Consider the following 26,123-nt stretch of genomic DNA (forward strand, 5'->3'; position numbering starts at 1 on the left):
GTTCTCATAGAGATATAACTTAATACGAGACTTAGCAAAACTTTATATCATTGCGAGATTTATTTTCCGGCTTGCAAAACTGTTTCTATGATACACTGAGATGGTTGGAAAGTCATTACATACAAGGGAGAGAATCTGCATGTCACAAGGTAGCCTCATTGCTAGAATAAGGCAGTATTTCACGAATGATTCATTACCACACGACCTTAGGCTTAGCAAAGATGCTGTTGTATCACTTACTATTCATGCTTTTTTTCAATTCGGAGCATCGATGTCAGGGTTATTCCTCAATTTGTACTTGTGGAGGCTGACAGGAGACTTTACAATCAATGCGGTGTATAACATGATCAACTTTGCAATTACACCAATCGCATTTGCTGTCGGTGGATTAGTTGCGAAGAGACATGATCGAATGGTAGTGTATCGACTCGGTATTTCATTTTTCGCAATCTTCTATTTACTAGTTATATTAACTGGTGAAGCAGTACCGCAATATTATATTATATTTGCGCTATTGAACGGTATTGCAGGAGGTTTTTATTGGACCGGGTATTTAGTTTTACAATATGATGTTTCAACCGAGCGTAACCGTATACGTTATCTGGCGATTAATACAATTACGTTTAATTTAGCCGGTTTGGCCGGACCTGCATTAGCTGGACTAATTATTCATCAGATGGATGGGCTGCAAGGGTATATACTAATATTCGTCTTCGCTTTCATTATGTTTGTATTAGCGGCTATTATTAGTATGAAAATTAAAGCAACAGTCAATCATCACCGTACTTATTATTTGAAATATGTAGGTATAGTAATGAAGAAACATCTAAACTGGACAGCAGGTTTATTCAGCTTCTTGTTCTTAGGATTATTTCAAGGTGTGATGCTCTTCTTGCCGAATATAATGCTGTTTAGAGCGTTAGATCGAGAAGATTGGGTAGGTTATTTTCTTGTTTTGTTCTCTGCAATTACTGTAGTGATGGGTTATATCATATCCAAAACTGCGAAAGAAGAGTATGTAAGAAAATATATTTTCTTTTCAACATGTGGAGTAGTTATCGGAGCCTTTCTACTATTAATTGAAGTTAAATTATGGTCAGTCGTTATTTTTATGATTATATACTCTATGTGTACACCATTAATTACAAACTCTTTGACCTCGTATTTCTATAGAACTATTACTGCATTGCCACTAAAGGGGCAATTGAAAGTAGAAGCTGTCGTTATGAGGGAATTATTCCTTAACTTAGGAAGGATCTTTGCAATTATTTTGTTAATTATTTTTGCTAGTGATCTTGATTCGATTTGGTTACCAATAATAATAATATCAATGGCTTCTGCACAGTTTTTAATTCTAATATGCATAAGGAAAGAGCCTAGAGCGGTAGTTACTAATAGCGTTAGTTCCAAGAGCAATAATATAGCCAAATAATCGGTATAATATAAAGCTGAATGTAGCTAAGTAAGACTGGGACTATCCATATCTAATACTTGTACATTCAGCTTTCGAATCTAGAGACGTTTTCGACGGAATAGGACAATGAAACTTGCACCTATTAATATTGCAATGACACTGAATAATGTTGTTAGGGCGTGTTCTAGTTTCACTTCAGTTGAAATCGTTGGGACTACAGATGAGGGGTTAGCATTCAGGCCGCCGCCCATTTGAAATTGACCCATATTACCTGGACCACGGTTTCCGCCCTGTCCACCAAAATTCATTCCACCAGCATTCTCATTATTTGTTATACGTTCAAGCATGGTAAGAGCGTCATAGAGAGATATACCATCAGGAAGTGGGAACTCAGTTGCATTTGCAGTTCCATCTTTTATACTTTCAAGAACAGTTTTTGCTTCCTCAATACTCATTCCGTTAAGAAGATCCATTGCACCACCACCGAAGTTCATGCCATCGGGAGGAGTCATCGCACCATCAGCATTGCCGTCTTCTCCGCCAAAGTTCATGCCGTCGGGAGGAGCCATCGCACCATCAGCATTGCCGTCTTGTCCGCCGAAGTTCATGCCATCGGGAGGAGCCATCGCACCATCAGCATTGCCGTCTTGTCCGCCAAAGTTCATGCCATCGGGAGGAGTCATCGCACCATCAGCATTGTCGCCTCGACCACCAAAGTTCATCTTTCCTCCGCCACCATTGCCTGGTCCACCGGAGGCTGAACCGGAACCATCACCTGCAGATTCAATTTCACCACTTAATTGTTTTGAAATAGATTCTATTTGTGTATCCACGAAAGTTAATAATGATGCAACACCTTTTTCATACTCTTCGTAAGTTACAAAAGCAGTAGGATCAGCAGCAACCGAGTCACTAATTAACGATTGAACTTCTTGCACTCTTGTTACAAATTGACCACTAGTGAATTCCCTGTCTACTAATTCGTTAATAATAGTATGATATTGCTCACGATAAGTATCGCTCGCTATGAGATTAGCAATTAGAGGTCTAGTATTAAGAGCAACACCGGTAGGCTCATCAATAAGAATACCTGAACCACCAAACCCACCAAATGCCATATTCATATCCCATGGAATTATAGAAAAAATACCATCGGTTTCATATAAATAATAATTGTGTTTAAAATTTCCAGCATAGCTATCAAGATTAGCGGTAACCGTATTGAGCGCTATAAATTTTAATGCTGACGAAACATCAAGCACCTCTTCATAACGATCACTATTATTAAGCACATCCGTCATATGAAGGAGCGCTTCTTCGTCTGCTTCGCCATACTTCACATCAAGGCCAGTGTATTCTTCAAACGTAGCTAGAGCTGTTAAGTCTGCGCCAGTACCGCCATTTGATTTATATAATGTTCCTGAACTATCCTCAAACTCTCGCTCGATAAACGCGCTATTCATTTGTTCGACTGCTGTATATAACCCCCAAAGCTCTCCATTAATATACACATTTACGAAAGAGTGTTTAGGGGTTGGGATACTCATGTTTTCAGCGATTTCATAAGCAAGAAATTCTCTCATATACGATGCATCACTATAATTATTATTGAGATTGATCGTTGTAACTCCTTCAATATTTTGTGTTACGTACTCGTCAAGTGATAACTTGAAACTATATCGCTCCGAATCCGTCATCTTGGCTACGGATGTTAGACTGGAATTTCCTTTTGTCCTAAATCCAACATTATCAAATTTTTTTCCGTTATAAGTAACATTTGCAGAGTGGTAAGCTTCTGCTGTTGGATCATCAAGTATCTCTTGAAATGCAGTTTCATCTATTGATATATCTACTGAAACGATTTCGTTCTTAGGAAAGTAGATCGTGTCTAATTTGCTAGTAGAAGCTACACCATTAACCTTATTAGAGGTACTCGACTTAGAGCACCCACTAATTAGACTGACCATGAGGAGGAGACTAACGGTGATTAACATTGATTTTGAGGTTGTTAATTTCATATCGTCCTCCTAGATTAAGATACGTAATCGCCGTTGTAGCTAATTAATACGGCAGTTTGTACACCAGGAATAGCTGCCAAAGCATTAATGAATGAACCAGTTTTATCTTTGAGACGGATTTCAAACGTAACTTCAATATTGCCTGGAGTAACTGTTTTTTGTTTAACATTGAATTTTTTAACTTCTTCTGAAATTTTAGATTGTGCTTGTTGTTCTGCTGTATCATGATCACAATTAACAACAAGTAAATAAGGGGTTTCTGTAGATCCACCTTTAATAAAGAAGAACAAGATCAATCCAATAATGAGTGAACCTATAATAGCTAAAGTATAGAAACCAGCTCCTGTAACGATACCTGCGACTGCTGCCCAGAATAAGAAGATCAGGTCAGTGGGGTCTTTAATTGGTGTTCTAAAACGTACAATGGACAACGCACCAACCATACCAAGGGATAGTACTAGATTAGAATTTATAGCAATAATAACAGTGGCTGTAATCATCGTCATTCCGATAAGTGCAACGTTAAAGCTTTTAGAATATAGAATACCGCTAAATATGCGGCGATATAAGAAATAAATAAATAATCCGACGATGAATGAAATTGCTAGCGAAATAATAATCTGACTAATTGCAATATCAGTACCGAAGCTATCAAGCACCGAATTTTTAATAATATCTGTAAATGAGTTACTTGTCGTATCAGTAGCTGCTGCTGCAGAAGTTACTGTGTTTGTTGTTTCCATTAATAATCCTCCCAATTGTTTGCTTTATTGTATTTGCGGCAAATAACATATTTTGACGCTGAAGTTCGATTTACGCCTTCAAGCTGTAATGCTGCTTGTATCGCTTGCGGTAAATATTCATCATACTTAATTTCTAAAATGATTCTTTCGTCGTCTAGCGCTGGTATTGGTTTTAAGTTAGGATCAAAAATATCGATATTGTTTAATCCTGTTCGTAATTGCTTATCGAATGTAATGCGAACATTCCCATGCCGAGATACATAAGGTTCACGGACATAATCAACAATGACAATGGGGCGAAGCAATTGGTTCTTCATCTGACTGTAAATCTCAAGTAGTAGTGGCTTATTGCCCTCTTTTAATACTTCATAATTTCCCGCAATAATTTGATCATACATTGCCCGTGTAATAGGTTCTTTTATTTTGGCGATATAATCACGATATTTAATTTTTTTCTCAAAGTGGATGACATTATCATTTTTGTTGTAGATCCGAATTCGATATTTAACACGGTCTCGAATACCGCCTAGTTTCTCATGTAATGCTGTATTTTGAATATCATCAAAGTACAGACTGCGAATATGATATTCCCCTTCTTCAGACACATGTTGGTCTAATTGTAAAATGCCTTTTAATTTCTGAGTAATAATGAAACGTTGATGAGGACTAATATAATATTTGAACTCATTGCGATACTTTAACGATTGGCTCATGGTACACCTCATTTCTATTTCGTAATAATCAATGTATAGTTGTATTGTAAAGTTGAATGCTTATACGAAAATGAATAGTAACTGAAAGTAAGCTGAATGCTTGTCAATAGTATTTTGTGTTAAACTTTTGTAAAAGATATGAAAGTGGGTGATATCCATGACGAAAGAAAAAATTGGAATAGTAGTCATTATCGTTATATTGTTGGTCGGTATTGGTATAGCGGAGTATTGGAAGAAATCTGATAATGAGAAGCCTTATGGAGTAACCATCTCCATTGTAGATAATACAACGCGTATTATAAGTTGGAGTTCTGCCAAGTTAGAAGTTCAACCTTATATAGAGTGGGTTAGTAGTGCCGAATACGACTCGTGGAATGCTAATAATGTAATATCTACTACAGCATCTGTAAAAGAATATATTAATAGTAATGATGAGATCTATTACCGTTATTCTGTTCAATTAGATAGTCTTGGAGAGAATATGAGTTATACGTATCGTGTGGGTGGAGAGGACAAGAAGTTACGAAGTGACAATGCAATATTCAACATCTATAACGCTGATCAGGAGCAGTTTTCCTTTATACATGTAACAGATTCTCAAGGAGAGACTGAAAATGATTTTAAGGTGTGGGGACAAACATTAGAGAAAGCGATAAGTACATTACCAGAAGCTCAATTTATTGTGCACAGCGGTGATATGACAGAAGATCCTAATGTCGAGCAACAGTGGAAATGGTTCTTCCAATTTAGTAAGTCACTGATGGGCCGGCCATTCATGCCAACAATAGGTAATCATGAACAATTGAATGAAGAGGCTAGTAGTTATCATACGCATTTTACGATGCCTTTAAATGGTGCAAATAAGCTTATAGAAGAAACGAGTTATTATTTTGAATATAGTAATATGCTCTATATTAGTATGAATACAGAAGGGGACATTGATGAACAAACGAATTGGTTAGAACAAGTGTTAGAGAAACATCCACAAAAGTGGATTGTCGTCTCTATGCATCGAGGCGTATACGGTGGTAGTCGCTTTAATGAAGCAGATGATTGGGTACAATTATTTGATAAGTATGGCGTTCAGCTTGTGTTGCAAGGACATAACCATGAATATTCAAGAAGTTATCCATTAATCGACGGTGAGGCTGTCGATGGTCAATCTAATACCATTACTGAAGGTACGGTATATGTAACGATGAACGCTTCTGGTACGAAGTTTAATGAAAAGAAAAAGGATAAAAAATATCAAGCCGTTCATTTCCAAAATGAATTACAAATGTTTGGCACAGTAACAGTCTCTGCAACTGAACTGATCTATAATGCTTATGATATTAATGGAGATTTACTTGATTCATTTACGATTGAGCAATAATAAGTGAAAAGCGCAAGAAGATCTATGAAATACATAGACATCTTGCGCTTTTTATATAAATATTATTGAGCTTCATATACTAGCAAGCGCATCTATTCATCTATTCATTAGCTTCTAATTTAGGAAGCAAAATAATAAAACTTGTACCTATTCCTATTTCACTTATTACATCAATTGTACCTTTGTGACCATCGATAATAGACTTGGAAATAGAAAGACCGAGTCCAGCCCCGCCAGAAGCACGTGACCTAGCCTGATCAACACGGAAAAATCGTTGGAATAATTGAGGGAGATGCTCTTTGGAGATTCCTATTCCATTGTCAGTAATTGTTAGCTTAACTTGATTATCTAATTCAGTTAATGCTATTGTAATTTCACCAGATCGAGCGTCTGTATGCTGAATAGCATTTTGCACAAGATTAAGAATGACTTGCTTAATTTGATTTTTATTTCCTTCTAGATAGAAATTAGAGTTCGGAATCGTTGTTATCGTCAATTTACGATCATTCGCCATCATTTCAAGTTGCATTTTCATACTATCTAGTAGCTGAGTTAGACTGAATTTATCAACAGAGTGAATGGACGCTTCATTTGTAATATCTAGCTTAGCTAGTTGTAATAAGTTTTCTACTAACATAGTCATCCGTTTAGACTCTTGTTCCATTGTTTTTAGAGAAGACACAAGATGAGTTTTGTTGTTCATTGCTCCTCTTTGAAGCACTTCAATAAAACCGAATATAGATGTTATCGGAGTTCGAAGTTCATGCGAAGCATCCGCGATAAATTGTCTCATTCGATCATTGCTTTGCCGCTCTAACTCGAAAGCATGATCAATTCTTTCGAGCATATTATTATAGGCCAAAGATAATTGATCGATTTCATATTGTTTTTGGTTGACTGGTAATTTTTCTGAGAGGTTACCAGCATTCGTACGTTCTACAACATCGATAACATTCGTTAAGGGATTTAACGTCTTTCTCAGACTTGGTAGTAACATTAGTAGTCCAGTTAATAAAGCTACGAAAGCAGCGACGATGTATATAGTTAACTGCGTATACAGTTGTTTGTGTAAGGAGCGTAGCTCAATGCTTACTTGTAGAATTCCATTTTCACGATTAGCGTTATTACGATGAAAGACAACCATCTTATCTGCGCCCTCACTGTCAGCATAAATGTAATATTTTTTGAGTTGACGGGATTTACTTGCCTCTAAGATTTGGGCGTAATCCTCAGAAGTAATGATGGGAGATAGCTCATCTTGATCATCAGATATTATCGTTATACTACCATCAGAATTAATATAGCTAACTTCCATTCCTGGCTGAAACATAATAGGTCCGTTTGGCGTACGTGCACTATCATCTCTGTGTCTTGTTAATTCACCATTCTGCTTGAGAAAGGCCGGATTTGGTGGCCAGCCCATTATTTGTGAATGAATGGCATCAGCACGATTCTCGTATAAAAAATCTCTCATAAAAGCGTATTGTAGTATACCGATAAGAAGAAATAGAATCGCAATAATAATTAATGTAGTTGTAATTAATTGACCACGTAATGAATGTAGAAAATACTTTTTTATTGACATTACACATCCATCCTATAGCCAGCGCCTCGAAGGGTGCGAATGATTCGATGTTCTTTGTCTCCTAGTTTCTCACGAATAGCACGAACATACACTTCTACAATGTTATGTTCTCCTCCAAAGTCGTAGCCCCATACCTTATCTAATATATTGGTTTTACTTAGTACAGCACCGTTGTGTAAAAGTAGTAATCTCAGTAATTCATATTCCGTTGGAGAAAGCTCCAGCACTTGATCATCGAAAGTGATCTCTTTGCGACGATCATCTAGGATGAATAGCCCATATCGAACTTCTCCCAATAGATTAGGAAACTGATTACGTACTCGAGCATGAATACGAGCGATCAATTCACTGAAGCTGAAGGGCTTAATTAAATAATCATCAGCACCTAATGTAAATCCGTTCACACGATCCTCAATATCGTCTTTGGCAGTAAGCATAATAATTGCAATTTCATCGCCCTTATCCTTCAACGATTTACAGACATCAAACCCGTTCATAACGGGCATCATTACATCAAGAATAACAACATGTGGCTTAAATTGTTCTGCTTTTTCAATTGCAAGTATGCCGTTTGCTGCAGTTTCAATTGTTGCGCCTTCATTCATCAAGCCTAACTCTAAAAATTGGAGAATACTTTCCTCGTCGTCAACTAATAGTATTTTTATTCCATTCAAGTTATTCATATATAACTTCCTTTCTAAGCATCTGTGGTATGTTCATTAAGATAGGGTGGCTGATTTGTCGAAAAAAGGATAAAATAATAAGATCAAAGATCGTATGGAAGATCGAAACATCTAAGGAGTCCTGCTATGAGAACATGGAATTTACGTCAAAGTGTTAATTTATCAATTGCTTTATCATTTATTGGATTGTTAATAGTCTTTCCATTTCAACAAACATTTGTAGGTGGACTATTTTTCGCTGCTTTTTGCGCTGCAACGATTGGTGGTTTAGCTGATTCATTTGCAGTTAGTGCACTATTTGGTCAACCTTTGAAAGTGCGGTGGCCAAACTGGTTAGGTACTAATATTATAGCTCGAAATCGAGATCGATTAATAGATGAGCTCGTTGACATGGTAGAACATGAGCTACTATCAACAGAAATGATTATAAAGCAACTAAAAGGTTATGATGCTGCTACAGTTATTGTACATTATGTTGAAAGTAATGAAGGAAAACAAGCGATCAAAGGTTTGCTTCGTCAACTGCTAACGGATCTGCTGAAAGTAAGTAATCCTGCGGTATTTAGCTTATCCTTAAATCGCCTTATTAATCAAGGGCTGCAACATAGCAAGCTTACTCCGATAATACAGCAGTTTATTACTTGGAGTGTGAAAGAAAAGTACGATCATATGCTAATCTCTGCAGTTTCTAAACAACTGCGAAAATTGCTTGAAAAGCCCGGTGTAAAGCAGTTTTTACATGAATTTATTGCCACAGCATTACGTTCTTACGAACAGAATAAGAAGGGTAGACAGTTTGTCAATGGAGTTGCTGGATTGAATGCAGATGAGCTAACTGAAAAGTTGCTGAAAATAGCTGACGATCTTCTCTTGGCTATTCAAGATCATGATCATCCATTGCAGTTAAAGCTTCAACAGTATATCGTGGGATTTAGCAATAGACTTCAAGAAGATGAAGTGTATGCTGCAGACATATCAAGAAAAATTGAGGTTTTATTTGAAAAGTTAACTGCTTCACTGTTAACAACAGATACAATCTCTAATTTTCTAATGCAATTACGAGATCAGTTGGATCAATCAGAGTATGAGCATGAAGAAGGTGTATTAGCAAGTTGGTTAGATTCTAAAGTTGATGAATTACTTTCCTCACTAAGATTTCGCCAAGAACTACTGGAACAGTTCAATCATTATGTAAGGAGTGCACTAATGCAATTTGTGGAGCGCAATCATACGTATGTTGGGCAATTAGTTCGAACCAAATTAGAACAATTTGATGTGGAGCAATTGATCGCGCTCGTACAGGAGAAAACAGCGAAGGATTTACAATATATTCGCTTGAATGGTACTGCCGTAGGGTCATTAATTGGTGTTCTCCTTTATCTTATTCAGTATAGTTTAGGGGGAGTGCTATCATGAATATGCGTCGTAGAGCCAATATTAGCCTGTTATTATTAGCGATTTTATTCGTTATTTCACTTATACTGAAATGGACGCTTGATCATCCTTGGTGGTGTGAAGCATTACTATTCATAGCAGAAGCTGGAATGGTAGGTGCATTAGCCGATTGGTTTGCCGTTTCTGCACTGTTCCGTCATCCACTTGGGATGAAATGGATTCCCCATACAGCGATAGTTCCCAAAAATCGTGATAAACTAATCGACGGTGTTGTATATCTAGTTGAAGAACAGCTCTTGAACAAAGAAATGATCGAACAACAATTGAACAAGATGAAATTGTCAGAAATACTGATTTCATTTGTTGATCGTAAATGGGATAGTAAAAATTCAGAGCAATGGATTCAACGATTGCTTTCTAAAGTAGTTAGCTCTGTACAAAGTGAGAAGTTAGCAACTGGAGTAGCATCTAAAATTAACGAGAAGATGGAGAGCGCTCCAGCATCTTCTTACATTGGTAAAGGACTTTCTTATGCGTTAGATAAGCAATATGATCAATTTATTATTGAGAAACTAATTGAACTAGCCCAAGAAAGAGTTCAACAACCTGATGTAAAACCGGCAATAAAGGCTTTGCTAGAACAGGAAAAAGATAAAGCGTTAGAGAAAAACGGTGGTGGATGGTTAGCGAAAACGTTATTTTCTTTCGCAGAAGCAGCAAATGCGGTTAATTTTGATGATGCTGCTGATGTCCTATATCGTGATATCGTATTATTGCTAGTACAATTAAAAAATCCACAGCATGAACTGCGCGTTATGTTGTCGGAGCAATTACAAAATCTAGCCGAGCAACTTCAAGAAGCTGACCAAGATGTAGCAACGGTTATTGAACAATGGAAGCAACAATTACTGCAGGAAATAACGATTTCTCCACTGCTACAGCAATTAATTGCATACATTCAAAGTCAATTAAGTGGAGTAAATGAAGAACAAAAAGTACCATATCCTCAATTACAGAAATGGTTGACTAGATTAGTGAGATCATATTGGGAGTGGTTCAAATCCGATATACAATCACAACAGTTAGTTGAATCGAAATTAAAGCATTTTCTAAGTCATCTCATTGAACATGAGCATGTTGTAATAGGGAAGATTGTACGATCAACATTAGATACCTTTTCTGAAGAGCGATTGGTTGAATTCGTGGAAGATAAAGTAGACATTGATTTACAACGAATCCGTGTCAACGGTGCATTAATTGGTGCATCCATAGGTGCAGTACTATACATGTTACTACATGGTGTATATGAACCACTCCTTAACTATATGGGTATTATTTCATAGTCATATGCTCTGAACTATATTCATATTATGTTCTGTAAGGGGATGATGATATGAAAAGTGAAGTCAGCCGATATTATCAATTGAAACAAAAGCAAAAGTTAATTGAACAAGAATTGGCTCAATTGAAAGAACAGATATTGGCTAAAATGACGGAAGAAGATAGCAGAGAGCAGATTGTCGGTAGCTATAAAGTGAAATTGGTTACATCTGAGCGAAAAGAATATCAGGAGAATTTACTATATAATGCGTTACCTGATCCAGAACTTTGGCGAATGTTATCTAAGCCCGATCAAGGCAAAATAACGGGACTCATTAAAGTCGGAGCTATTCAAGAAGATCAGCTTAAAGAGACCTATACAGTCCGTCAACAAATTGCATTGATCATTGATAAGAAGTAGCCAACCAATTGCATAACAAAATACAATCAAAAGCGAGTCGAACGCGGTATATACCATGTTCAACTCGCTTTTTGACGTCGTTTTTGTGAGTACAGGGTAGAATAATGTTGGATCCGTGATGAAATTTGTTGGTTAATTGCATACGTTTTTTACTATATTACAGACAACTTTCCATCCCTTCATAATTGAAATAAAGCATAAAATAAATTTATTAGATATTAGTAAGCGCTTACGAAAGTGTAACAAATACTACTTTTCATCATCAGGGAAGTATGAAAATTAGCTCATGAAAAGTTTTAAGTAAATGCTTCCGAAGCTACTTTTCATCACCAAGGAAGTATGACAAGTAGTTATGAAAAGTTTTAGGAGGGTAACTATGAATCCTGCACTTGAAAGTAAACCGGTTCGAAAAAAGTTTACAATAAGCACCAAATATCGCTTATTGCTGTATGCGTCACCATTTTTAATATTAGTCTTTGTATTTAGCTATTTCCCTCTATACGGTTGGACGTATGCATTCTTCAATTATCGCGTCGGATTTCCGTTATTGGACACTGAGTTTGTTGGATTTAAATGGTTTACATCAATAATCAACAATGAATTTCAAGTGAAAGAAGTTACTAGAGTATTAAAGAATACATTCGGTATTAGTACATTAGGACTTCTAACATCAATATTGCCTGTTATCTTCGCAGTATTGCTCGTTGAAATTAAGACGAATTGGTACAAGCGCGTTGTACAGACGTTAACGACATTACCTAACTTTATTAGCTGGGTACTTGTGTACGCGATTGCGTTCATGTTGTTTTCAGTAGATAACGGAATCGTTAATAAGTTAATGATTCAGTTAGGATTTCAAGAAAAAGCTATTAATTACTTAGCTTCTCCAGACTTCATTTGGATCAAGATGACACTCTGGAATATTTGGAAAACGCTAGGTTGGAGTGCAATACTCTATATCGCCGCTATTACTTCGATAGACCAAGAATTATACGATGCTGCAAAGGTTGATGGAGCGGGACGTTTCCGCTTAATGTGGCACATTACGTTACCTGGTGTGATGTCAACATTCTTCGTATTGTTATTGCTATCGATTGCAAACTTTATGAATAACGGTCTAGAGCAATACTTTGTCTTCCAAAACAGCTTGAATAAGGACTCGATAGAGGTTCTCGATTTGTACGTATATAACACAGGACTTGTCGGTTATAACTTCTCCTTTGCTACTGCTGTTAGTATGTTGAAATCATTTGTAAGTATATTCTTACTCTTTGTCGCGAATCAACTTTCGAAATGGGTAAGAGGGGAATCTGTTATCTAGTTCAATCATTGTAGGAGAGGAGAACATCGTATGACTCAACGACGTAGCTTTGCTGATAGATTGTTTCAAGTTTTGAATTACTCAGGATTCGGAATAATAACGATCATTTGTATATTCCCATTTTATTATTTGTTCATTCAGACAATAAGTGATAATGCACTCAGTGCTAATGGGTCTGTAACTTTCTTCCCTAAAGGAATACATTTCTCGAATTATATTCAGGTATTGCAAGTAAAGGGCTTATCACATGCTGCATTAGTATCAGTAGGAAGAACGGTACTTGGAACAATTGGTACAGTAATTGGTTCGGCATTTCTAGGTTATATATTTACAAAACGTAAAATGGCTGGTCGCGTATTTTGGTACCGTTTCGTTATTGTAACAATGTATTTCAATGCAGGAATCATTCCTTGGTTTATCGTTATGATGAATTTGAACTTAACGAATAATTTTTGGGCGTATGTTCTTCCGGCAATCATCTCACCTTTCAACGTCATTCTAGTAAAAACATTTGTTGAATCTTTACCTGAAGCACTTGAAGAATCTGCTGAAATGGATGGTGCAGGTACATTTACACTGTTTACTCGCATCGTATTCCCACTTATTATGCCAATCGTTGCTACGATTGCAATATTCTCAGCAGTAAATCAGTGGAATTCATTCATGGATACAGTCTTCCTAATGACTAAAGATAAATACTACACATTGCAGTTTGTACTATATAAATATTTGAATGAATCGAATTCATTAGCAGCCATTATTAAATCAGGTCAAGGATTAGAAAACATTGATTTGTCGAAATTGCAAACGTCTACATCTGTTCGAACAACTGTAGCAATGATCGTAGTTACTCCAATTCTTGCAGTGTATCCATTCTTCCAACGTTATTTCGTAAAAGGAATTATGATCGGTGCAGTAAAAGGCTAATTTATCATCGCTTACGAAGTAACTTTTTGATAAAAAAGTTTTAGCTAATGCTTACGAAGTAACTTTTCACAAAAAGTTTTGGGAGGTGGTTTCCTCAGAGTGTAACGGTAATACCATTGTGAAGTTTAAAATAAGAAGGGAGTAACAAAAAATGGTTAAAACAAAGAGATCATTAGTAACTCTTTTAGTATTTGTAATGTGTGTTTCATTATTAGCGGCATGTGGATCTAAAGGCAATGACCCGAAAACTACCCCTACTCCAGCTCCTAAGACTAGCAATGAAGGTACTGATGTAGTTGAGCCTGTTACACGTGATGAAATTACAATTGATATTTTCTCTATGCTTTCTAATTTCTCAGGTGAGCAAACAGGTTGGTTTGCACATGTAGTCAAAGAAAAATTCAATATCAATATTAATATTATCGCATCTAACCTTGAAGGTGGAGGAGATACGAAATTCCAAACGATGATGGCCGGTGGCGATCTTGGTGATCTAGTTGTATTCGGTGATACTGATGCAAAGTACACTGATGCGATCGCAGCAGGTATGTTACTTGACTGGAACAAAGATGGTTTAGTAGATCAATACGGTAAAAACTTACTACAAAATGCACCAAAAGCACTTGAGAAAAACACAGCACAATTTGGTGGAGGTACTGCTATTTATGGCGTTGGTAATGATGTAGGTCCTGATACAGCTGGTCCTTCTGAAGCACAAGAGCTTAACTACCACCCTAACCTTCGCTGGGATCTTTATGAAGCGATAGGTAAACCAGCAATCAAAACAATGGAAGATTACCTTCCAGTTCTAAAAGCAATGCAAGAGGCTCAACCAGAAAGTGATAGCGGTAAACCAACTTATGCATTCTCTATGTGGGGTGACTGGGATGGTAACATGATGATGAACACTAAAGCTTGGGCAGGTATGCATGGTTTTGAAGAAGGCGATGGATTCAATCCAGGTGGTTTCACTTTAGTATCTGCGGATACAGAAGAAGTTCAATCAATCCTTGATGAGAACAGCTATTACATGAGAGGATTAAAACTTTACTTTGATGCCAATCAAATGGGCTTAGTTGATCCTGATTCAATTACGCAAAACTTTGGTGATGCTGTAAATAAAATGACTGATGGTCAAGTTCTATTCTCATGGTTCTCTTGGTTTGATGATGCTTACAATACACCTGAACGTACTGCAGAAGGTAAAGGTTTCCACCTTGTACCATTCGATGAAGCAAGATCGTTCTCATATGGATTTAATCCATATGGTGGTAATCGTGTATATGCAATTGGTTCCAAAACGGAACATCCTGATCGTGTAATGGAACTAATTGATTGGTTGTACACTCCGGAAGGAACTCTAACTGCGAACTATGGTCCTGAAGGCATGGCGTGGGAACTTGTAGATGGAAAACCAGTATTGACTGCTCTTGGGTTAGAAGCGTTCCCATCTAATAAAACTGCAATTCCTGCAGAATTTGGTGGCGGTGTTTGGGATGATGGACGTAACCAAATTAATAATACAACATTCAAAACAAGTATGATTAATCCTGAGAATGGTGATCCATACGATTACAGTCTATGGACATCTACTCTAGCGAAAGCTCCAACGAAATTAGATGAAAATTGGAGAGCAGCTATGGGAGCTAATACAGCGGTTGAATGGTTTGTGAAAAACAATAAAATCGCAGTACAAAAAGCTATCTTTACAGGTAAACCTTATGTAGAGATGAGCGATGATCTGAAACAAAAACAAGGTCAAGTCGCTGCTGTAATTAAAGAGTATTCATGGAAATTAATCTATGCTAACGATCAAGCACAATTCGACAAGTTGAAAGAAGAAATGATCAATAAAGCAAAAGGTCTAGGCTATGATGAAGTTGTTGCATTCAATAAAGAGCAACATAAAGTAGTATTCGAAGCTCGCAAATCTTCTTAATTCATAAGTAAAGTATTAATAAAGTAAGGAAACTATTAAATAGTTTCCTTACTTTATTTTAAACTGTTTCCATATTTCGCTATTTTGTTTACAATGTTAATAAAGTATATAAATGAGGTTGCTGATGCATGAAGATCATCAATAGAATACGGCAGTTGTTCAAACGGAGTACTTTGCGAAGAACGCTCGTTATTTATTTGTTAATTGCTTGTTTATGTCCACCTGCTTTATTAGCGGGTTATACTTATTCTGCCATGCACTCTATATTGAAACATAAAATATCAGCAGGTATTGAAGCGAGTTTGAAACAAGAAGCAATGGGAATAGAAAATCTACTAAGTAATATGGATTTTGTATCGAAACAGTTTGCATTAGATGGTCAAACAGCTACTCGAGTCAATGAATATATCCAATCAGAGAAGTTAACTGAAAAAGCAAACCTCATTCAGTATATCGATGACACATTCAATGTTGTTAACTTTACAAATCCCAATATAGGTTTGATGGTGTATTACCATGAAAATATGGAAAAATCTATATTGTTTAATAATTTAACTGTTAGAGATGATTTTAATATTGATAATCTACCGCTTTTTATCAGATACAATGGTACCGCTTACTTTGGTCCTCATACTACACAATACAAAAATAATGAAAACATTGTGTTTTCATCAATCCGTGAAGTGAAAACGAGCAGTGAAAATTCAATCTATATTTACTTAGAATCAAATTATAATATGTTCCGGAAAATGATGAACAGTAATTGGTACGCTATGCCCGTTCATCATTACTTAATCTCTGAGCAAAATGAAGTAATCTACGCGGATGTTGGTGATCCTCCTTTTGCACCTGAATCATTGAATTGGCAAATGGTCGACAATGGACTCGAACAGCTCGAAGGAAATTATGTGTTTGGCTACGAGAGTATTCAAGGCTGGAAGCTTGTCATAGCAGTACAAAAGGGCGAATACAATCATGAAATTAATGAGTGGTTATGGCGTATGATTGCCTTAGTGCTAGGTTCACTCGTGTTAGCATTTATTATAGCGATGATGATATGGCGTAAAGTCTATGGTTCCTTAAGGCGTGTTAATTTAGAAATTGTTCGTATGACAGGTGATCGCGAAGCACCTGTTAAAAATATAGGAATTGAAGAATTTGATTCTTTACTCAATAATTTTGGTGTTATGAAGCGAACGGTAAATGAACTAATTGCAGAGGTTTCCTTGAACGAACGTAAGAAATCTCAATTAGAAATAGAGAAGTTACTAAGTCAGATCAATCCACATTTTCTACACAATACGTTAAATACTGTTCAATGGATAGCCCGAGCCAACGAGCAGGATGACATTGATAGAATAGTTACTTTGCTTGTGAAAGTCTTACATTACAATATGGGTAAAGGAAGTCTTATCGTAACGATTTCAGAAGAATTAGCTGCATTACAAAACTACATTGATCTACATTATATTCGTTATGAAGATGAACTACAGTTTGTCATTGATGTAGATGACAGATTGAAATCTATTTCAGTTCCGAGATTTTTACTACAACCGATGGTTGAGAATGCAATTTATCATGGTAGAAGTGATGGTACTAGTCTAATCTCTATCTCAATCATTCAGAATTCTGATACGACTTTAAAGTTAGAAGTTAGAGATAATGGTCCAGGTGTAGACGAGTTGACGATACAACAAATATTAGAACGTAGATATGAAAGCTCATCTATCGGAATGGGTATCGGACTTAGTTATGTACAACGCTTATTAGAACGTTTCTATGGTGACTCAAGTTATCTCGAAATTGAAAGTGAAATTGGAGTAGGTACATGTCTATCCGTCATTATTCCATTAACTCTAGAGGAGGAACGTTATGATTAACGCACTTGTTGTTGATGATGAGCGAATGGTTCGAAAAGGATTACTATCATTAACTGATTGGCAGCAATATGGCATTTCGTTCATTGGTGAAGCGAAAGATGGTATACAAGCACTTCAGTTCCTTTCAAAACATCATGTTGATGTTATGTTTGTAGATATAACGATGCCTATCATGAATGGGTTTGAGTTAATGAAGCGGGTACAAGAGCAACATTCGGAAGTTCAATTTGTAATATTAACTTGTCATCATGAATTTAATTATGTTCAAGAAGCACTTCAGATTGGAGCTATTGATTATATCGTAAAAACATTACTCAATAGAGATAATGTAGATGAAACGGTTACGCGAATTTTATCTCGATTAAAACGAGATAAAGAAAAGAAAATTCAAGAACAAACCAATTTTTATCAGGGCGGAGTTTACTTGTTGTTGAAAGGAACAACAAAGGTTGATAGTTATTATATGAAAGAGCAACTACCTTCAAGTTTATCGTATAACGAGATAACTAAGCGCTTATTACAGATTGAAGGTAATAACACAAAGGAAATCGTCGAACTAGAACGAGCAAATATATTGCAATATGCATCTCTAATCACTATTGATAATTGTGATCAGCGGTATCATGTTGATGTTGAACATTGGCTAAAAACCGGATTTTTGAATTTTTATTTTTATGCATCAACTGATGATTATCTGGTAATCAGTGAAACCGAACTAGATCAATTGTTATCACAACAAGATGATGTGATCCGAGAACAACAATTGAAGCAATGGAACGATGAGAAAGTCCAATATAGATGGTTACTATACCCCCAAGAATGGATGCGTTGGCAGCGGACTACACTTAATATACAACCAGACCCCCAATTACTCATTCAATTGGCGGAGGATCTTTATACTCAGCTTGTTCAAACAATGAAATGGCAAGATGATGATCCCGAGTCACCTCTGCCTGTTCCAGATCTATCTCAATGGATCAAAATAGAACAGTGGTTGTTACAATTATCACTACAATTACGAGGTAGAATGACTGATTTGACCTTATCTCATGACGTTGTGATCTGTATGATAAAAGCCATTCAATATATGCATAATCAGATTGGGTCTGAATTGAATCAGAATGATATAGCATATCAAGTAGGAATGAGTAGAAGTTACTTTAGTCAGTGCTTTAAACGTTTTTTTGGTGTGTCATTTGGGGAAGTATTACGTCATCTACGCATTGAAACGGCCAAACAGTTACTACTTAATTCGCAATTTAGTATCTCAGAAATAGCAAATAAAATTGGCTTTGATGATCATAAATATTTTAGCCGCACGTTTAAAACTCAACTAGGGGTATATCCAACAGAATATCGTTCTTTGCATTATGAGGTGAGGTGATACAATGAAAACTATAAAACGAATATGGTTACTCTTAGCTTGTTCATTGTTCATTACAAGTTGTACAAATACACCTAATAATGAAGCTTCCAATGTAATAGAAGATATATATACGGATCCTATTATTTTAAGAGTTCCCTATTCTTACTCTGATATAGAATTACCTGAAGGTGATATTGGAGAAGAGAATTTCATGTCTCGCTACATACTCGAAAAAACAGGAATTATTATTCAATACAGCTGGGATGCAGGCGGTGAGGAGCAATATAATGCGAAGATAGATCTTTCCATTCGGAGTAATGATTTGCCAGATATGTTCATCGTTAATCGTAAACAATTATATTACCTAGTACAAAATGATATGATTGCAGATCTCACAGAAGTATATGAGAAGCACAGCTCTGAACTTGTAAAGTCTATTTACGATGCAACGGATGGTAAAGCTCTTGAGGAAGCTACAATGGATCAGAAACTATATGCGTTACCTAATGTAGGAATAGAAGCAGATGCACCTACCTATTTGTGGGTACGCCAAGATTGGTTAGACAAATTAAATCTTCCTGAGCCTAGGACACTTGCTGACATTGAGAAGATCTCCTATGCATTTATTCATGAAGATCCAGATGAGAATGGAAAAGATGATACGTTAGGAATTCCAGTTGAAAAATCATTAGTATATCAAGACAAAACTGGCGTATTCGGCTTAAACTCTTTTTTCTCAGCCTATCATTCTTTTCCACAAAATTGGATTGTTAACTCAGAAGGGATTCTCGTGTATGGATCCATTCAAGAGGAAACGAAGCAAGCATTAATTCGTTTAGCAGAATGGTATGATAAAGGGATTATAGATCGTGACTTCATGATTCGGAAGGATGCTAGTATACCTGTTACGGAAAATCATATGGGCATTATGTTCGCTCCATGGTGGGCACCTATCTGGCCGTTGAATGGTTCAGTTTCTCAAGATACGAAAGCAGAGTGGAATGTATTTGCAGTTCCATTAAGCGAACAAGGAGAATTTATTACGAAAATATCCCCAATAACCGATCGCTATCTTGTTATCCGCAAAAATTATAGTAATCCAGAAGTAGCAGTTAAACTATTGAACTTAACAACGAAACTGGAGAGACATGTAGGAGTAGACGACGAGAGTAGTGAAGCGATTCGAGTTACCGCTCAGCAACTGGGGATACAACTTCGTAATTATTTCCCGTTTGATCTACTATTAGATGATCCCGATGGTGTAACTAAGCGTTACGATACGCTTGTGCAAGCGATGAATGGTGATATAGATGTATCGACTCTTAATTCTGAACTTGCAAAACTATATGACTATGTTGTGAAAGAAACGGAGCAACCGAAGAAAGATATGGAAGCGTGGAGCAATACTCAGGCATATTTATTAGGAGGGAAAATATCCAAGGAACCTATGGTCATGGTCGAAAGCTATAATATAGAGCATACCGAGGCTTACGAGGAGTATTGGGATACGTTAATCACACTAGAAATGGATTATTTCTTGAAAATTATAACTGGAGAATTACCTATCGATGCATTTGATCAATTCGTTGAGGAATGGCTCAGTTCTGGAGGGGTGCATGTGTTGAAGGAGGCTACGCAAGCATATGAATCTCAAAAATAATATAGAGGAAGAGGAAGTTCAACAAGCGGACTTTGATAACGAAGTGAAATAGGAAGCTCATTCGGCATCGAATATGAAGCGAATTTGGGATGTCCGGTACTCGTGTACCAATAACGCACACTTGAGTTTCCTCCTTCCGAAAATTTGCTCCATCTTCTCGATTCTGAAAGCCCGCTTATTAAACCTTTATTGAAAGAGGAAGTTCAACAAGCAGACTTTGATAACGAAGTGAAATAGGAAGCTCATTCGACATCGAATATGAAGCGAACTTGGTGAATTTTTAATTATTTCAGTTATTGTTCAGTTCAATTGAATATACTTTAACAATGATTATCGAAGGATGTGTGCAAGATGAAACGTGTTATGATCGTCGATGATGCTTCTTTTATGCGCTTAATTTTGAAAAACATACTTATAGATAACGGATATGAGGTCGTTGCAGAAGCCGCAAATGGGGAAGAAGCTATTCGTTTGTATGATATATATAAACCTGATATTGTAACTATGGATGTTACGATGCCTATTATGGATGGTTTAGCAGCAACAGAAGCAATATTAGCGCAGCATCCTAATGCAAAAATAATCGTTTGTTCTGCGATGGGGCAACGAAATCTAATTATGAAGATGATTACTGCTGGTGCGAAGGACTTCATCGTGAAGCCCTTCCAAGGAGACCGCATTGTAGCAGCAATAGATCAACTATTTGATCGTGTATAGTCTAGTTGTTCCAGTCAATAGGTGAATGACCCAATGCAATCAAATGTTCATTAATTTTGGAGAAAGGTTTACTTCCCCAAAAGCCCCGATAGGCTGCTAGTGGACTAGGATGTACAGACTCAATAATGATGTGATGAGGAGCAATTAGCTGTTTTTTTTGTTGTGCAGGCTTACCCCACAATACGAAAATAATTGGCTCCTCTTTACTGCTTAACTTAGAAATGATAGCATCAGTAAACAATTCCCAACCTTTATGCTGATGAGAATTTGCTTCTCCTGCTCGTACCGTAAGTACGGTATTCAATAGTAGAACACCTTGCTTTGCCCACTCCACTAATGATCCGTTCCCGGATTCGGAAATTCCTATATCACTAGATCGTTCCTTCATTATATTACGCAAAGATGGTGGCAATGGCATATGATTTCCAACGGAAAATGCTAATCCTTCAGCTTGACCTTCTCCATGATAAGGGTCTTGCCCTAATATGACTACCTTTGTTTGATCGTAATCAGTTAATTGTAGTGCATAAAATATTTGATTGTTCGTTGGATATATTATATGCTTTTCGTATTCTAGTTCGATAAATTGTGAAAGCTGATCAAAATAGGGTTTACTGCACTCTGATTGCAGTATTTTTCCCCAATGATTGTTAGGTAATCGCATAATTATTCTTCCCTTCTAATACTCTAAGGTGAACGATACTATAAGCTTATGATAGAATCAACCCCTAGCGAGAGATGTGTGAATTAAGCTTCCGATGTTACTTTTTATCTGAAGGTAGCAAAATCGAGAAGCAATAAAAAGTTTAGGAGTATGACATATGAGTCTAATTGATAAAATTAAGAGTGGTGTCTCTGAAGCAGGACACAAAGCGAAAATCGTGGTGGAAGTGAATAAACTACGAATTATTAATGTCTCGAAGCAATCGGAAATTAACTCGCTATACAAGCAAATCGGTGAAAAGGTCTCACAATTTGTAGATCAAAATATTTCGCTAGAACCATCCTTGTTTGCAAGTGAATTAGAACAAATTGATATACTGAAATTTGAAATAGAACAAAATATACTTCAAATCCACAATCTTAACGATGAAAAGTCATGTCCTCATTGTCATCATGATAATGCTTTTGATGCTAGAGAATGTGCGCAATGTCATGCACCGTTCCCAATTCATGATATCCCCAACATCGAGATTAGCAATAATTCGGCAGAATTAATTGATCCTAATAACAAGCTAGATAAAAAGGAATAGACACGATGATTCAGCAACACGTATCCAATACGACAAGTGTAGCAGATTATGTATATCGGATTACTTGTCATGAGCAAGAAAGATCGTTATGTAGTATGGAAATGAGAGCGTTGTGGGGCGTTAGCTTTGATGCAGATTACTCTACGCTTCTATTACGTAGTGAAATCCAACATCATGTCAATCGAAGTCCATTCGTCAAGTATCGGCTAGCGATATGGTGTGAAGGCTCTGATCTAGATACATTGATCGATAAAGTATCACAGCTACCTCCGGTTACCGGAAGGTATAAAGTTATTGCACTTGATGAAATGCAAGACGAACAAGTAGAGCCAATTAATTACCAAAAGCGCCGAATAATTGAACAAAGCCTTGGGAGTCAAGTGAAGGGCGAGGTAGATTTGAAGCAGCCAGAATTACTACTTGGAGTTACAAAGCTCGAACAGAGTTGGGTGTTTGGCGTGCTTGAGTATCATGATCCCATCTGGCAACGACATAATGATAAACCACGGCATTATTCTACTGCTTTAAGTACGAAAGTTGCTCGCTCATTAGTTAATATTGCGGTGCCGACATTGAAAGAGGACATCCATTTCTTCGATCCATGTTGTGGAATCGGTACAGTATTAATGGAAGCATGCTCACAAGGGATCCAGTCTTCAGGTGGAGATATCAACCCACTTGCTGTCGTTGGCGCACGAGAAAATATGGCTGCATTCGATTATCATTGTGAAATACGCATTCATAATATGATAGAATTAGAAACGAAATATGATGTGGTAATTGTCGATCTCCCCTATAATCATTGCTCTGTTCTTCCTCAGGAAGAGCGATATCGCATGCTAAAGGCATTATCTACAATAGCTAGCAGAGTGATAATTGTATCAGTTGAGCCAATTAAACAAGAATTAGTTCAACTTGGCTATTATATCGAGGATGAAGGTTGTATCGAAAAATCGCATTTCAAACGTGATGTATTTCTATGTACTATTTCGTGATAATAAAATAAAGCTGTCTTACGGATGTACGATCAGGTCAATGATCATTCATCCGTAAGACAGCTTTTATTAGGTTTATTAGCAAAGACTAGTTAAAGGAGTATGTAATAATGATGCTAATGCTAACATAGACCAACAGAATCACATCATTGACGCTATATCTAGTTACATAATAATAAGTTCTTTTCGCCTGAAATTGCTTCGCTTCCATTGAGATCGCAATTCGATGAGCACGCCGTATACTTTGCGCAAGGAGCGGAATCAAATATAATTTCATCCTATTATAAATTGAACGAAATCCTTTACGCAATTGAACACGCCGTACGTTAAGTGCTTGTGTACGAATATTAAACTCTTCAATGATCATTGGAATTAAGCGAATGCCAGCCATAAATGCATAGACGTATTTGGCAGGTAAACGTAATTGTTGCATAAGAGAATATAGTAATAAGGTAGGTGAAGTAGTTAACAATAGGATAAGACTAATGATTCCAAGTAGGATAGACTTACTGCCAATAAGAGCTGCTGAAGCAATGCTCTCATTGGAGATTTTCATAATTCCCCACTGCCATACAACATCTTTACCTCTTCCGAATAACAAGAGTGTAACGGCTGATGATATAGCCGAGATCACAATTGGAATATGTAGCAAAGCTAATTTACGAAGCGGGAAACCGCTCATCGTCCATAGCAAAATACTAAAACTTATAAATAGTAAAATGTACTGCTCCGTATTACGACTGAAAAAGAGAAAGATCATCATAGTCATCAAGATAACGAATTTGAGTGCTGGATTGACATTATGAAGCCAAGTTGACTTAGTTGGTACGAACCAATTCCAAACATTGTCCATTCGTGACACCTCTTTCTGCGAGTCGATCGTTGATCGTAATCGAATGTAGACGACCATCCGTAATATGCCACTCCTCACTCGCAATAAGCGAAGCAATAACAGGGTCATGTGTAATCATAATAATAGTGATGCCCTGTGCGTTCATATGTTGAAGCTTCTCAATTATTGTAAATGTATTGGCTGCATCCTGACCAAAGGTAGGTTCATCAAGTAAAAGGATCGGACGTTGCTCTACCATCGCAGTTAATATACTAAGTCGTCGTTTCTGTCCAACTGAACATTCAAAGGGATGTCGATCTAATGGCATATCTAATCTGAATTGGGTAAATAAGTTCTGAATCGTCTCTTTGTAATTATGATGAACTTTGTGCTCCTGCTGAGCCTTACTATTATTGTCATACGACTGAGCCACGGCCAGCTTATAGGAATGGAGCAATTCGTCATAGACCGTATCAGCGATAAATTGTAGTTCGGGACTTTGAAATACAAATGAGATTTCCTGAGGTACCGTTGCTTTTCTTGCTTTGCCTGTGCTGATCGATTGATCGTATATTTTATATTGTCCACTACTATCGATAAGACGCGCGAGAGCAAGTAGTAATGAACTTTTTCCTGCTCCATTAGCACCTGTGATCGCAATCCATGATCCTTCAGCAATAGTTGCCCTCTCAATTTCAATGAGTTTGTGACCGCCTCGTGAACCACTGAACTGCTCAAGTTCAACAATGACATTAGCATTTGTCTGCGCAGCAGGATAGTTAGAACTAATTTGATGTTGAGACAAATAAGTCTGCCATATATTTGGATACCAAATCCCATATTGAAGAAGTAATTGCTGCTGAGTTTGGAAGATAGAAGAGGGGGTATCATCAGCAACAATTACACCTGATTCGTTCAATATAATAACCCGATCAAACCATTCGAGTATGCCATCCACATGATGCTCAACAACAATGACAGTATGCTGCTGTAAACTATTTCGTAAGCTTTCCCAAATAAGTCGTTTCCCTTCCGGGTCTAGTAGAGCAGAAGGTTCATCAAGGAAAACGGTGTGAGGCTCTAACAATAATACAGCCGCGAGAGCAAGTCGTTGCTTCATACCTTGCGACAGCTTTCCGATCGGAGTATGGAGTGATGGTAGTTGTAGACCCACTATATCGAGTACATGATGCATTGTAGGTTCCATTAACTCACGAGCCATTTGACGATTTTCTAATACGAAAGCAAGTTCCTCATCAACATAGCTCATACAAAATTGTGTGTCTGGGTCTTGAAAAACAAAACCCCAATGTTCTGGAGTTTGAATCGATGTACATTGCATCGGAACAGAGGAGTAGTTAGGAATAATACCACTAAGTACTTGAAGCAATGTAGATTTTCCAGAGCCACTAGGACCGAGAATAAGAATCTTTTGTCCCTCAGGGATTTGTAAGGTGAAATCTTGGAAGATTAGTTTCTGCTCTCCACTGAATTTAAGACGTAATTGCTCCACACTGACTGCGATATTAGACAAACTCTACCCCTCCAAATTGGTACATGCGTACT

The 26,123-nt window shown here is 37.0% G+C and carries 23 protein-coding genes; 14 read left to right on the forward strand and 9 right to left on the reverse strand.

Going from position 1 to position 26,123, the window contains the following annotated elements; genetic code table 11:
* Positions 1 to 139: 139 nt before the first annotated feature.
* Positions 140 to 1,432, forward strand: coding sequence for an MFS transporter (locus NV377_RS00565; protein ID WP_258199238.1), 1,293 nt, complete (start codon positions 140 to 142; stop codon positions 1,430 to 1,432).
* Between the two features lie 80 nt (positions 1,433 to 1,512).
* Here the strand turns inward: NV377_RS00565 and NV377_RS00570 are convergent, their stop codons facing one another.
* The 3 genes from NV377_RS00570 to NV377_RS00580 are packed head-to-tail and all read right to left on the reverse strand — an operon-like array spanning position 1,513 to position 4,888.
* The gene (locus tag NV377_RS00570; protein ID WP_258199239.1) at positions 1,513 to 3,432 is read right to left on the reverse strand and encodes a CotH kinase family protein; all 1,920 of its coding nucleotides are present in this window, start codon (positions 3,430 to 3,432) and stop codon (positions 1,513 to 1,515) included.
* A 14-nt stretch (positions 3,433 to 3,446) separates the two neighbouring features.
* Positions 3,447 to 4,175, reverse strand: coding sequence for a DUF4956 domain-containing protein (locus NV377_RS00575; RefSeq protein WP_258199240.1), 729 nt, complete (start codon positions 4,173 to 4,175; stop codon positions 3,447 to 3,449).
* Positions 4,175 to 4,888 (reverse strand): polyphosphate polymerase domain-containing protein, encoded by a 714-nt coding sequence (locus NV377_RS00580; RefSeq protein ID WP_258199241.1) that lies wholly within the window; start codon positions 4,886 to 4,888, stop codon positions 4,175 to 4,177. Before NV377_RS00580 ends, NV377_RS00575 begins: the two co-directional genes overlap by 1 nt.
* Before the next feature lie 157 nt (positions 4,889 to 5,045).
* Here NV377_RS00580 and NV377_RS00585 point away from each other — a divergent pair, with 157 nt between their 5' ends.
* Positions 5,046 to 6,263 (forward strand): purple acid phosphatase family protein, encoded by a 1,218-nt coding sequence (locus tag NV377_RS00585; RefSeq protein WP_258199242.1) that lies wholly within the window; start codon positions 5,046 to 5,048, stop codon positions 6,261 to 6,263.
* Positions 6,264 to 6,363: 100 nt separating this feature from the next.
* On the opposite strand, the gene NV377_RS00590 is transcribed toward NV377_RS00585, so the two are convergent.
* Together NV377_RS00590 and NV377_RS00595 are read right to left on the reverse strand one after the other, a co-directional pair.
* A complete protein-coding gene (locus tag NV377_RS00590; RefSeq protein ID WP_258199243.1) occupies positions 6,364 to 7,848 on the reverse strand; it encodes a sensor histidine kinase in 1,485 nt (494 codons plus the stop codon).
* Positions 7,848 to 8,531 carry a response regulator transcription factor gene (locus NV377_RS00595; RefSeq protein ID WP_258199244.1) on the reverse strand — a complete coding sequence of 228 codons (684 nt, stop codon included), beginning with the start codon at positions 8,529 to 8,531 and terminating at the stop codon, positions 7,848 to 7,850. The genes NV377_RS00590 and NV377_RS00595 overlap by 1 nt, the downstream gene beginning before the upstream one ends.
* A 126-nt stretch (positions 8,532 to 8,657) precedes the next feature.
* On the opposite strand from NV377_RS00595, the gene NV377_RS00600 reads away from it, so the two are divergent.
* The 9 genes from NV377_RS00600 to NV377_RS00640 all read left to right on the forward strand — a co-directional run bounded on the left by NV377_RS00600 (position 8,658) and on the right by NV377_RS00640 (position 20,760).
* Positions 8,658 to 9,947: a DUF445 domain-containing protein gene (locus NV377_RS00600; protein WP_258199245.1), complete on the forward strand. Its 1,290-nt coding sequence runs from the start codon at positions 8,658 to 8,660 to the stop codon at positions 9,945 to 9,947.
* A complete protein-coding gene (locus NV377_RS00605; protein ID WP_258199246.1) occupies positions 9,944 to 11,269 on the forward strand; it encodes a DUF445 domain-containing protein in 1,326 nt (441 codons plus the stop codon). Before NV377_RS00600 ends, NV377_RS00605 begins: the two co-directional genes overlap by 4 nt.
* A 50-nt stretch (positions 11,270 to 11,319) precedes the next feature.
* Entirely contained in the window at positions 11,320 to 11,667 is a 348-nt protein-coding gene (locus NV377_RS00610) for a hypothetical protein (RefSeq protein ID WP_258199247.1), read from the forward strand.
* Between the two features lie 376 nt (positions 11,668 to 12,043).
* Positions 12,044 to 12,988, forward strand: a complete 945-nt coding sequence (locus tag NV377_RS00615; protein ID WP_258199248.1) for an ABC transporter permease — start codon at positions 12,044 to 12,046, stop codon at positions 12,986 to 12,988.
* 30 nt (positions 12,989 to 13,018) lie between these two features.
* A complete protein-coding gene (locus tag NV377_RS00620) occupies positions 13,019 to 13,915 on the forward strand; it encodes a carbohydrate ABC transporter permease (RefSeq protein WP_258199249.1) in 897 nt (298 codons plus the stop codon).
* Positions 13,916 to 14,066: 151 nt separating this feature from the next.
* Positions 14,067 to 15,854 carry a type 2 periplasmic-binding domain-containing protein gene (locus NV377_RS00625; RefSeq protein ID WP_258199250.1) on the forward strand — a complete coding sequence of 596 codons (1,788 nt, stop codon included), beginning with the start codon at positions 14,067 to 14,069 and terminating at the stop codon, positions 15,852 to 15,854.
* Between the two features lie 128 nt (positions 15,855 to 15,982).
* Positions 15,983 to 17,734: a sensor histidine kinase gene (locus NV377_RS00630; RefSeq protein ID WP_258199251.1), complete on the forward strand. Its 1,752-nt coding sequence runs from the start codon at positions 15,983 to 15,985 to the stop codon at positions 17,732 to 17,734.
* Complete coding sequence (locus NV377_RS00635; RefSeq protein ID WP_258199252.1) at positions 17,727 to 19,118, forward strand: response regulator; 1,392 nt, start codon at positions 17,727 to 17,729, stop codon at positions 19,116 to 19,118. Before NV377_RS00630 ends, NV377_RS00635 begins: the two co-directional genes overlap by 8 nt.
* A gap of 4 nt (positions 19,119 to 19,122) precedes the next feature.
* Positions 19,123 to 20,760 (forward strand): extracellular solute-binding protein, encoded by a 1,638-nt coding sequence (locus tag NV377_RS00640; protein ID WP_258199253.1) that lies wholly within the window; start codon positions 19,123 to 19,125, stop codon positions 20,758 to 20,760.
* Here the strand turns inward: NV377_RS00640 and NV377_RS00645 are convergent.
* Positions 20,751 to 20,879: a hypothetical protein gene (locus tag NV377_RS00645; protein WP_258199254.1), complete on the reverse strand. Its 129-nt coding sequence runs from the start codon at positions 20,877 to 20,879 to the stop codon at positions 20,751 to 20,753. The genes NV377_RS00640 and NV377_RS00645 overlap by 10 nt on opposite strands.
* A gap of 232 nt (positions 20,880 to 21,111) precedes the next feature.
* Here NV377_RS00645 and NV377_RS00650 point away from each other — a divergent pair, with 232 nt between their 5' ends.
* Entirely contained in the window at positions 21,112 to 21,477 is a 366-nt protein-coding gene (locus NV377_RS00650; RefSeq protein ID WP_258199255.1) for a response regulator, read from the forward strand.
* Position 21,478: 1 nt separating this feature from the next.
* Here the strand turns inward: NV377_RS00650 and NV377_RS00655 are convergent, their stop codons facing one another.
* Positions 21,479 to 22,141, reverse strand: coding sequence for a uracil-DNA glycosylase (locus NV377_RS00655; protein WP_373425781.1), 663 nt, complete (start codon positions 22,139 to 22,141; stop codon positions 21,479 to 21,481).
* A 157-nt stretch (positions 22,142 to 22,298) separates the two neighbouring features.
* On the opposite strand from NV377_RS00655, the gene NV377_RS00660 reads away from it, so the two are divergent.
* Together NV377_RS00660 and NV377_RS00665 are read left to right on the forward strand one after the other, a co-directional pair.
* Positions 22,299 to 22,730 (forward strand): zinc ribbon domain-containing protein, encoded by a 432-nt coding sequence (locus NV377_RS00660; RefSeq protein WP_258199256.1) that lies wholly within the window; start codon positions 22,299 to 22,301, stop codon positions 22,728 to 22,730.
* Positions 22,731 to 22,735: 5 nt separating this feature from the next.
* The gene (locus NV377_RS00665; protein ID WP_258199257.1) at positions 22,736 to 23,725 is read left to right on the forward strand and encodes a TRM11 family SAM-dependent methyltransferase; all 990 of its coding nucleotides are present in this window, start codon (positions 22,736 to 22,738) and stop codon (positions 23,723 to 23,725) included.
* A gap of 88 nt (positions 23,726 to 23,813) precedes the next feature.
* On the opposite strand, the gene NV377_RS00670 is transcribed toward NV377_RS00665, so the two are convergent.
* Complete coding sequence (locus NV377_RS00670; protein ID WP_258199258.1) at positions 23,814 to 24,578, reverse strand: energy-coupling factor transporter transmembrane component T family protein; 765 nt, start codon at positions 24,576 to 24,578, stop codon at positions 23,814 to 23,816.
* Complete coding sequence (locus NV377_RS00675) at positions 24,544 to 26,091, reverse strand: ATP-binding cassette domain-containing protein (protein WP_258199259.1); 1,548 nt, start codon at positions 26,089 to 26,091, stop codon at positions 24,544 to 24,546. The genes NV377_RS00670 and NV377_RS00675 overlap by 35 nt, the downstream gene beginning before the upstream one ends.
* Positions 26,092 to 26,123 lie beyond the last annotated feature (32 nt).

Source organism: Paenibacillus endoradicis, assembly GCF_024721975.1.

Coding starts and splice junctions, on each gene's coding strand:
- NV377_RS00640 (WP_258199253.1), top strand. CDS start 19,123: ATGAAAACTATAAAACGAATATGGTTACTCTTAGCTTGTTCATTGTTC.
- NV377_RS00635 (WP_258199252.1), top strand. CDS start 17,727: ATGATTAACGCACTTGTTGTTGATGATGAGCGAATGGTTCGAAAAGGA.
- NV377_RS00580 (WP_258199241.1), bottom strand. CDS start 4,888: ATGAGCCAATCGTTAAAGTATCGCAATGAGTTCAAATATTATATTAGT.
- NV377_RS00660 (WP_258199256.1), top strand. CDS start 22,299: ATGAGTCTAATTGATAAAATTAAGAGTGGTGTCTCTGAAGCAGGACAC.
- NV377_RS00615 (WP_258199248.1), top strand. CDS start 12,044: ATGAATCCTGCACTTGAAAGTAAACCGGTTCGAAAAAAGTTTACAATA.
- NV377_RS00630 (WP_258199251.1), top strand. CDS start 15,983: ATGAAGATCATCAATAGAATACGGCAGTTGTTCAAACGGAGTACTTTG.
- NV377_RS00670 (WP_258199258.1), bottom strand. CDS start 24,578: ATGGACAATGTTTGGAATTGGTTCGTACCAACTAAGTCAACTTGGCTT.
- NV377_RS00625 (WP_258199250.1), top strand. CDS start 14,067: ATGGTTAAAACAAAGAGATCATTAGTAACTCTTTTAGTATTTGTAATG.
- NV377_RS00665 (WP_258199257.1), top strand. CDS start 22,736: ATGATTCAGCAACACGTATCCAATACGACAAGTGTAGCAGATTATGTA.
- NV377_RS00610 (WP_258199247.1), top strand. CDS start 11,320: ATGAAAAGTGAAGTCAGCCGATATTATCAATTGAAACAAAAGCAAAAG.
- NV377_RS00585 (WP_258199242.1), top strand. CDS start 5,046: ATGACGAAAGAAAAAATTGGAATAGTAGTCATTATCGTTATATTGTTG.
- NV377_RS00590 (WP_258199243.1), bottom strand. CDS start 7,848: ATGTCAATAAAAAAGTATTTTCTACATTCATTACGTGGTCAATTAATT.
- NV377_RS00655 (WP_373425781.1), bottom strand. CDS start 22,141: ATGCGATTACCTAACAATCATTGGGGAAAAATACTGCAATCAGAGTGC.
- NV377_RS00565 (WP_258199238.1), top strand. CDS start 140: ATGTCACAAGGTAGCCTCATTGCTAGAATAAGGCAGTATTTCACGAAT.
- NV377_RS00620 (WP_258199249.1), top strand. CDS start 13,019: ATGACTCAACGACGTAGCTTTGCTGATAGATTGTTTCAAGTTTTGAAT.
- NV377_RS00650 (WP_258199255.1), top strand. CDS start 21,112: ATGAAACGTGTTATGATCGTCGATGATGCTTCTTTTATGCGCTTAATT.
- NV377_RS00605 (WP_258199246.1), top strand. CDS start 9,944: ATGAATATGCGTCGTAGAGCCAATATTAGCCTGTTATTATTAGCGATT.
- NV377_RS00600 (WP_258199245.1), top strand. CDS start 8,658: ATGAGAACATGGAATTTACGTCAAAGTGTTAATTTATCAATTGCTTTA.
- NV377_RS00575 (WP_258199240.1), bottom strand. CDS start 4,175: ATGGAAACAACAAACACAGTAACTTCTGCAGCAGCAGCTACTGATACG.
- NV377_RS00570 (WP_258199239.1), bottom strand. CDS start 3,432: ATGAAATTAACAACCTCAAAATCAATGTTAATCACCGTTAGTCTCCTC.
- NV377_RS00595 (WP_258199244.1), bottom strand. CDS start 8,531: ATGAATAACTTGAATGGAATAAAAATACTATTAGTTGACGACGAGGAA.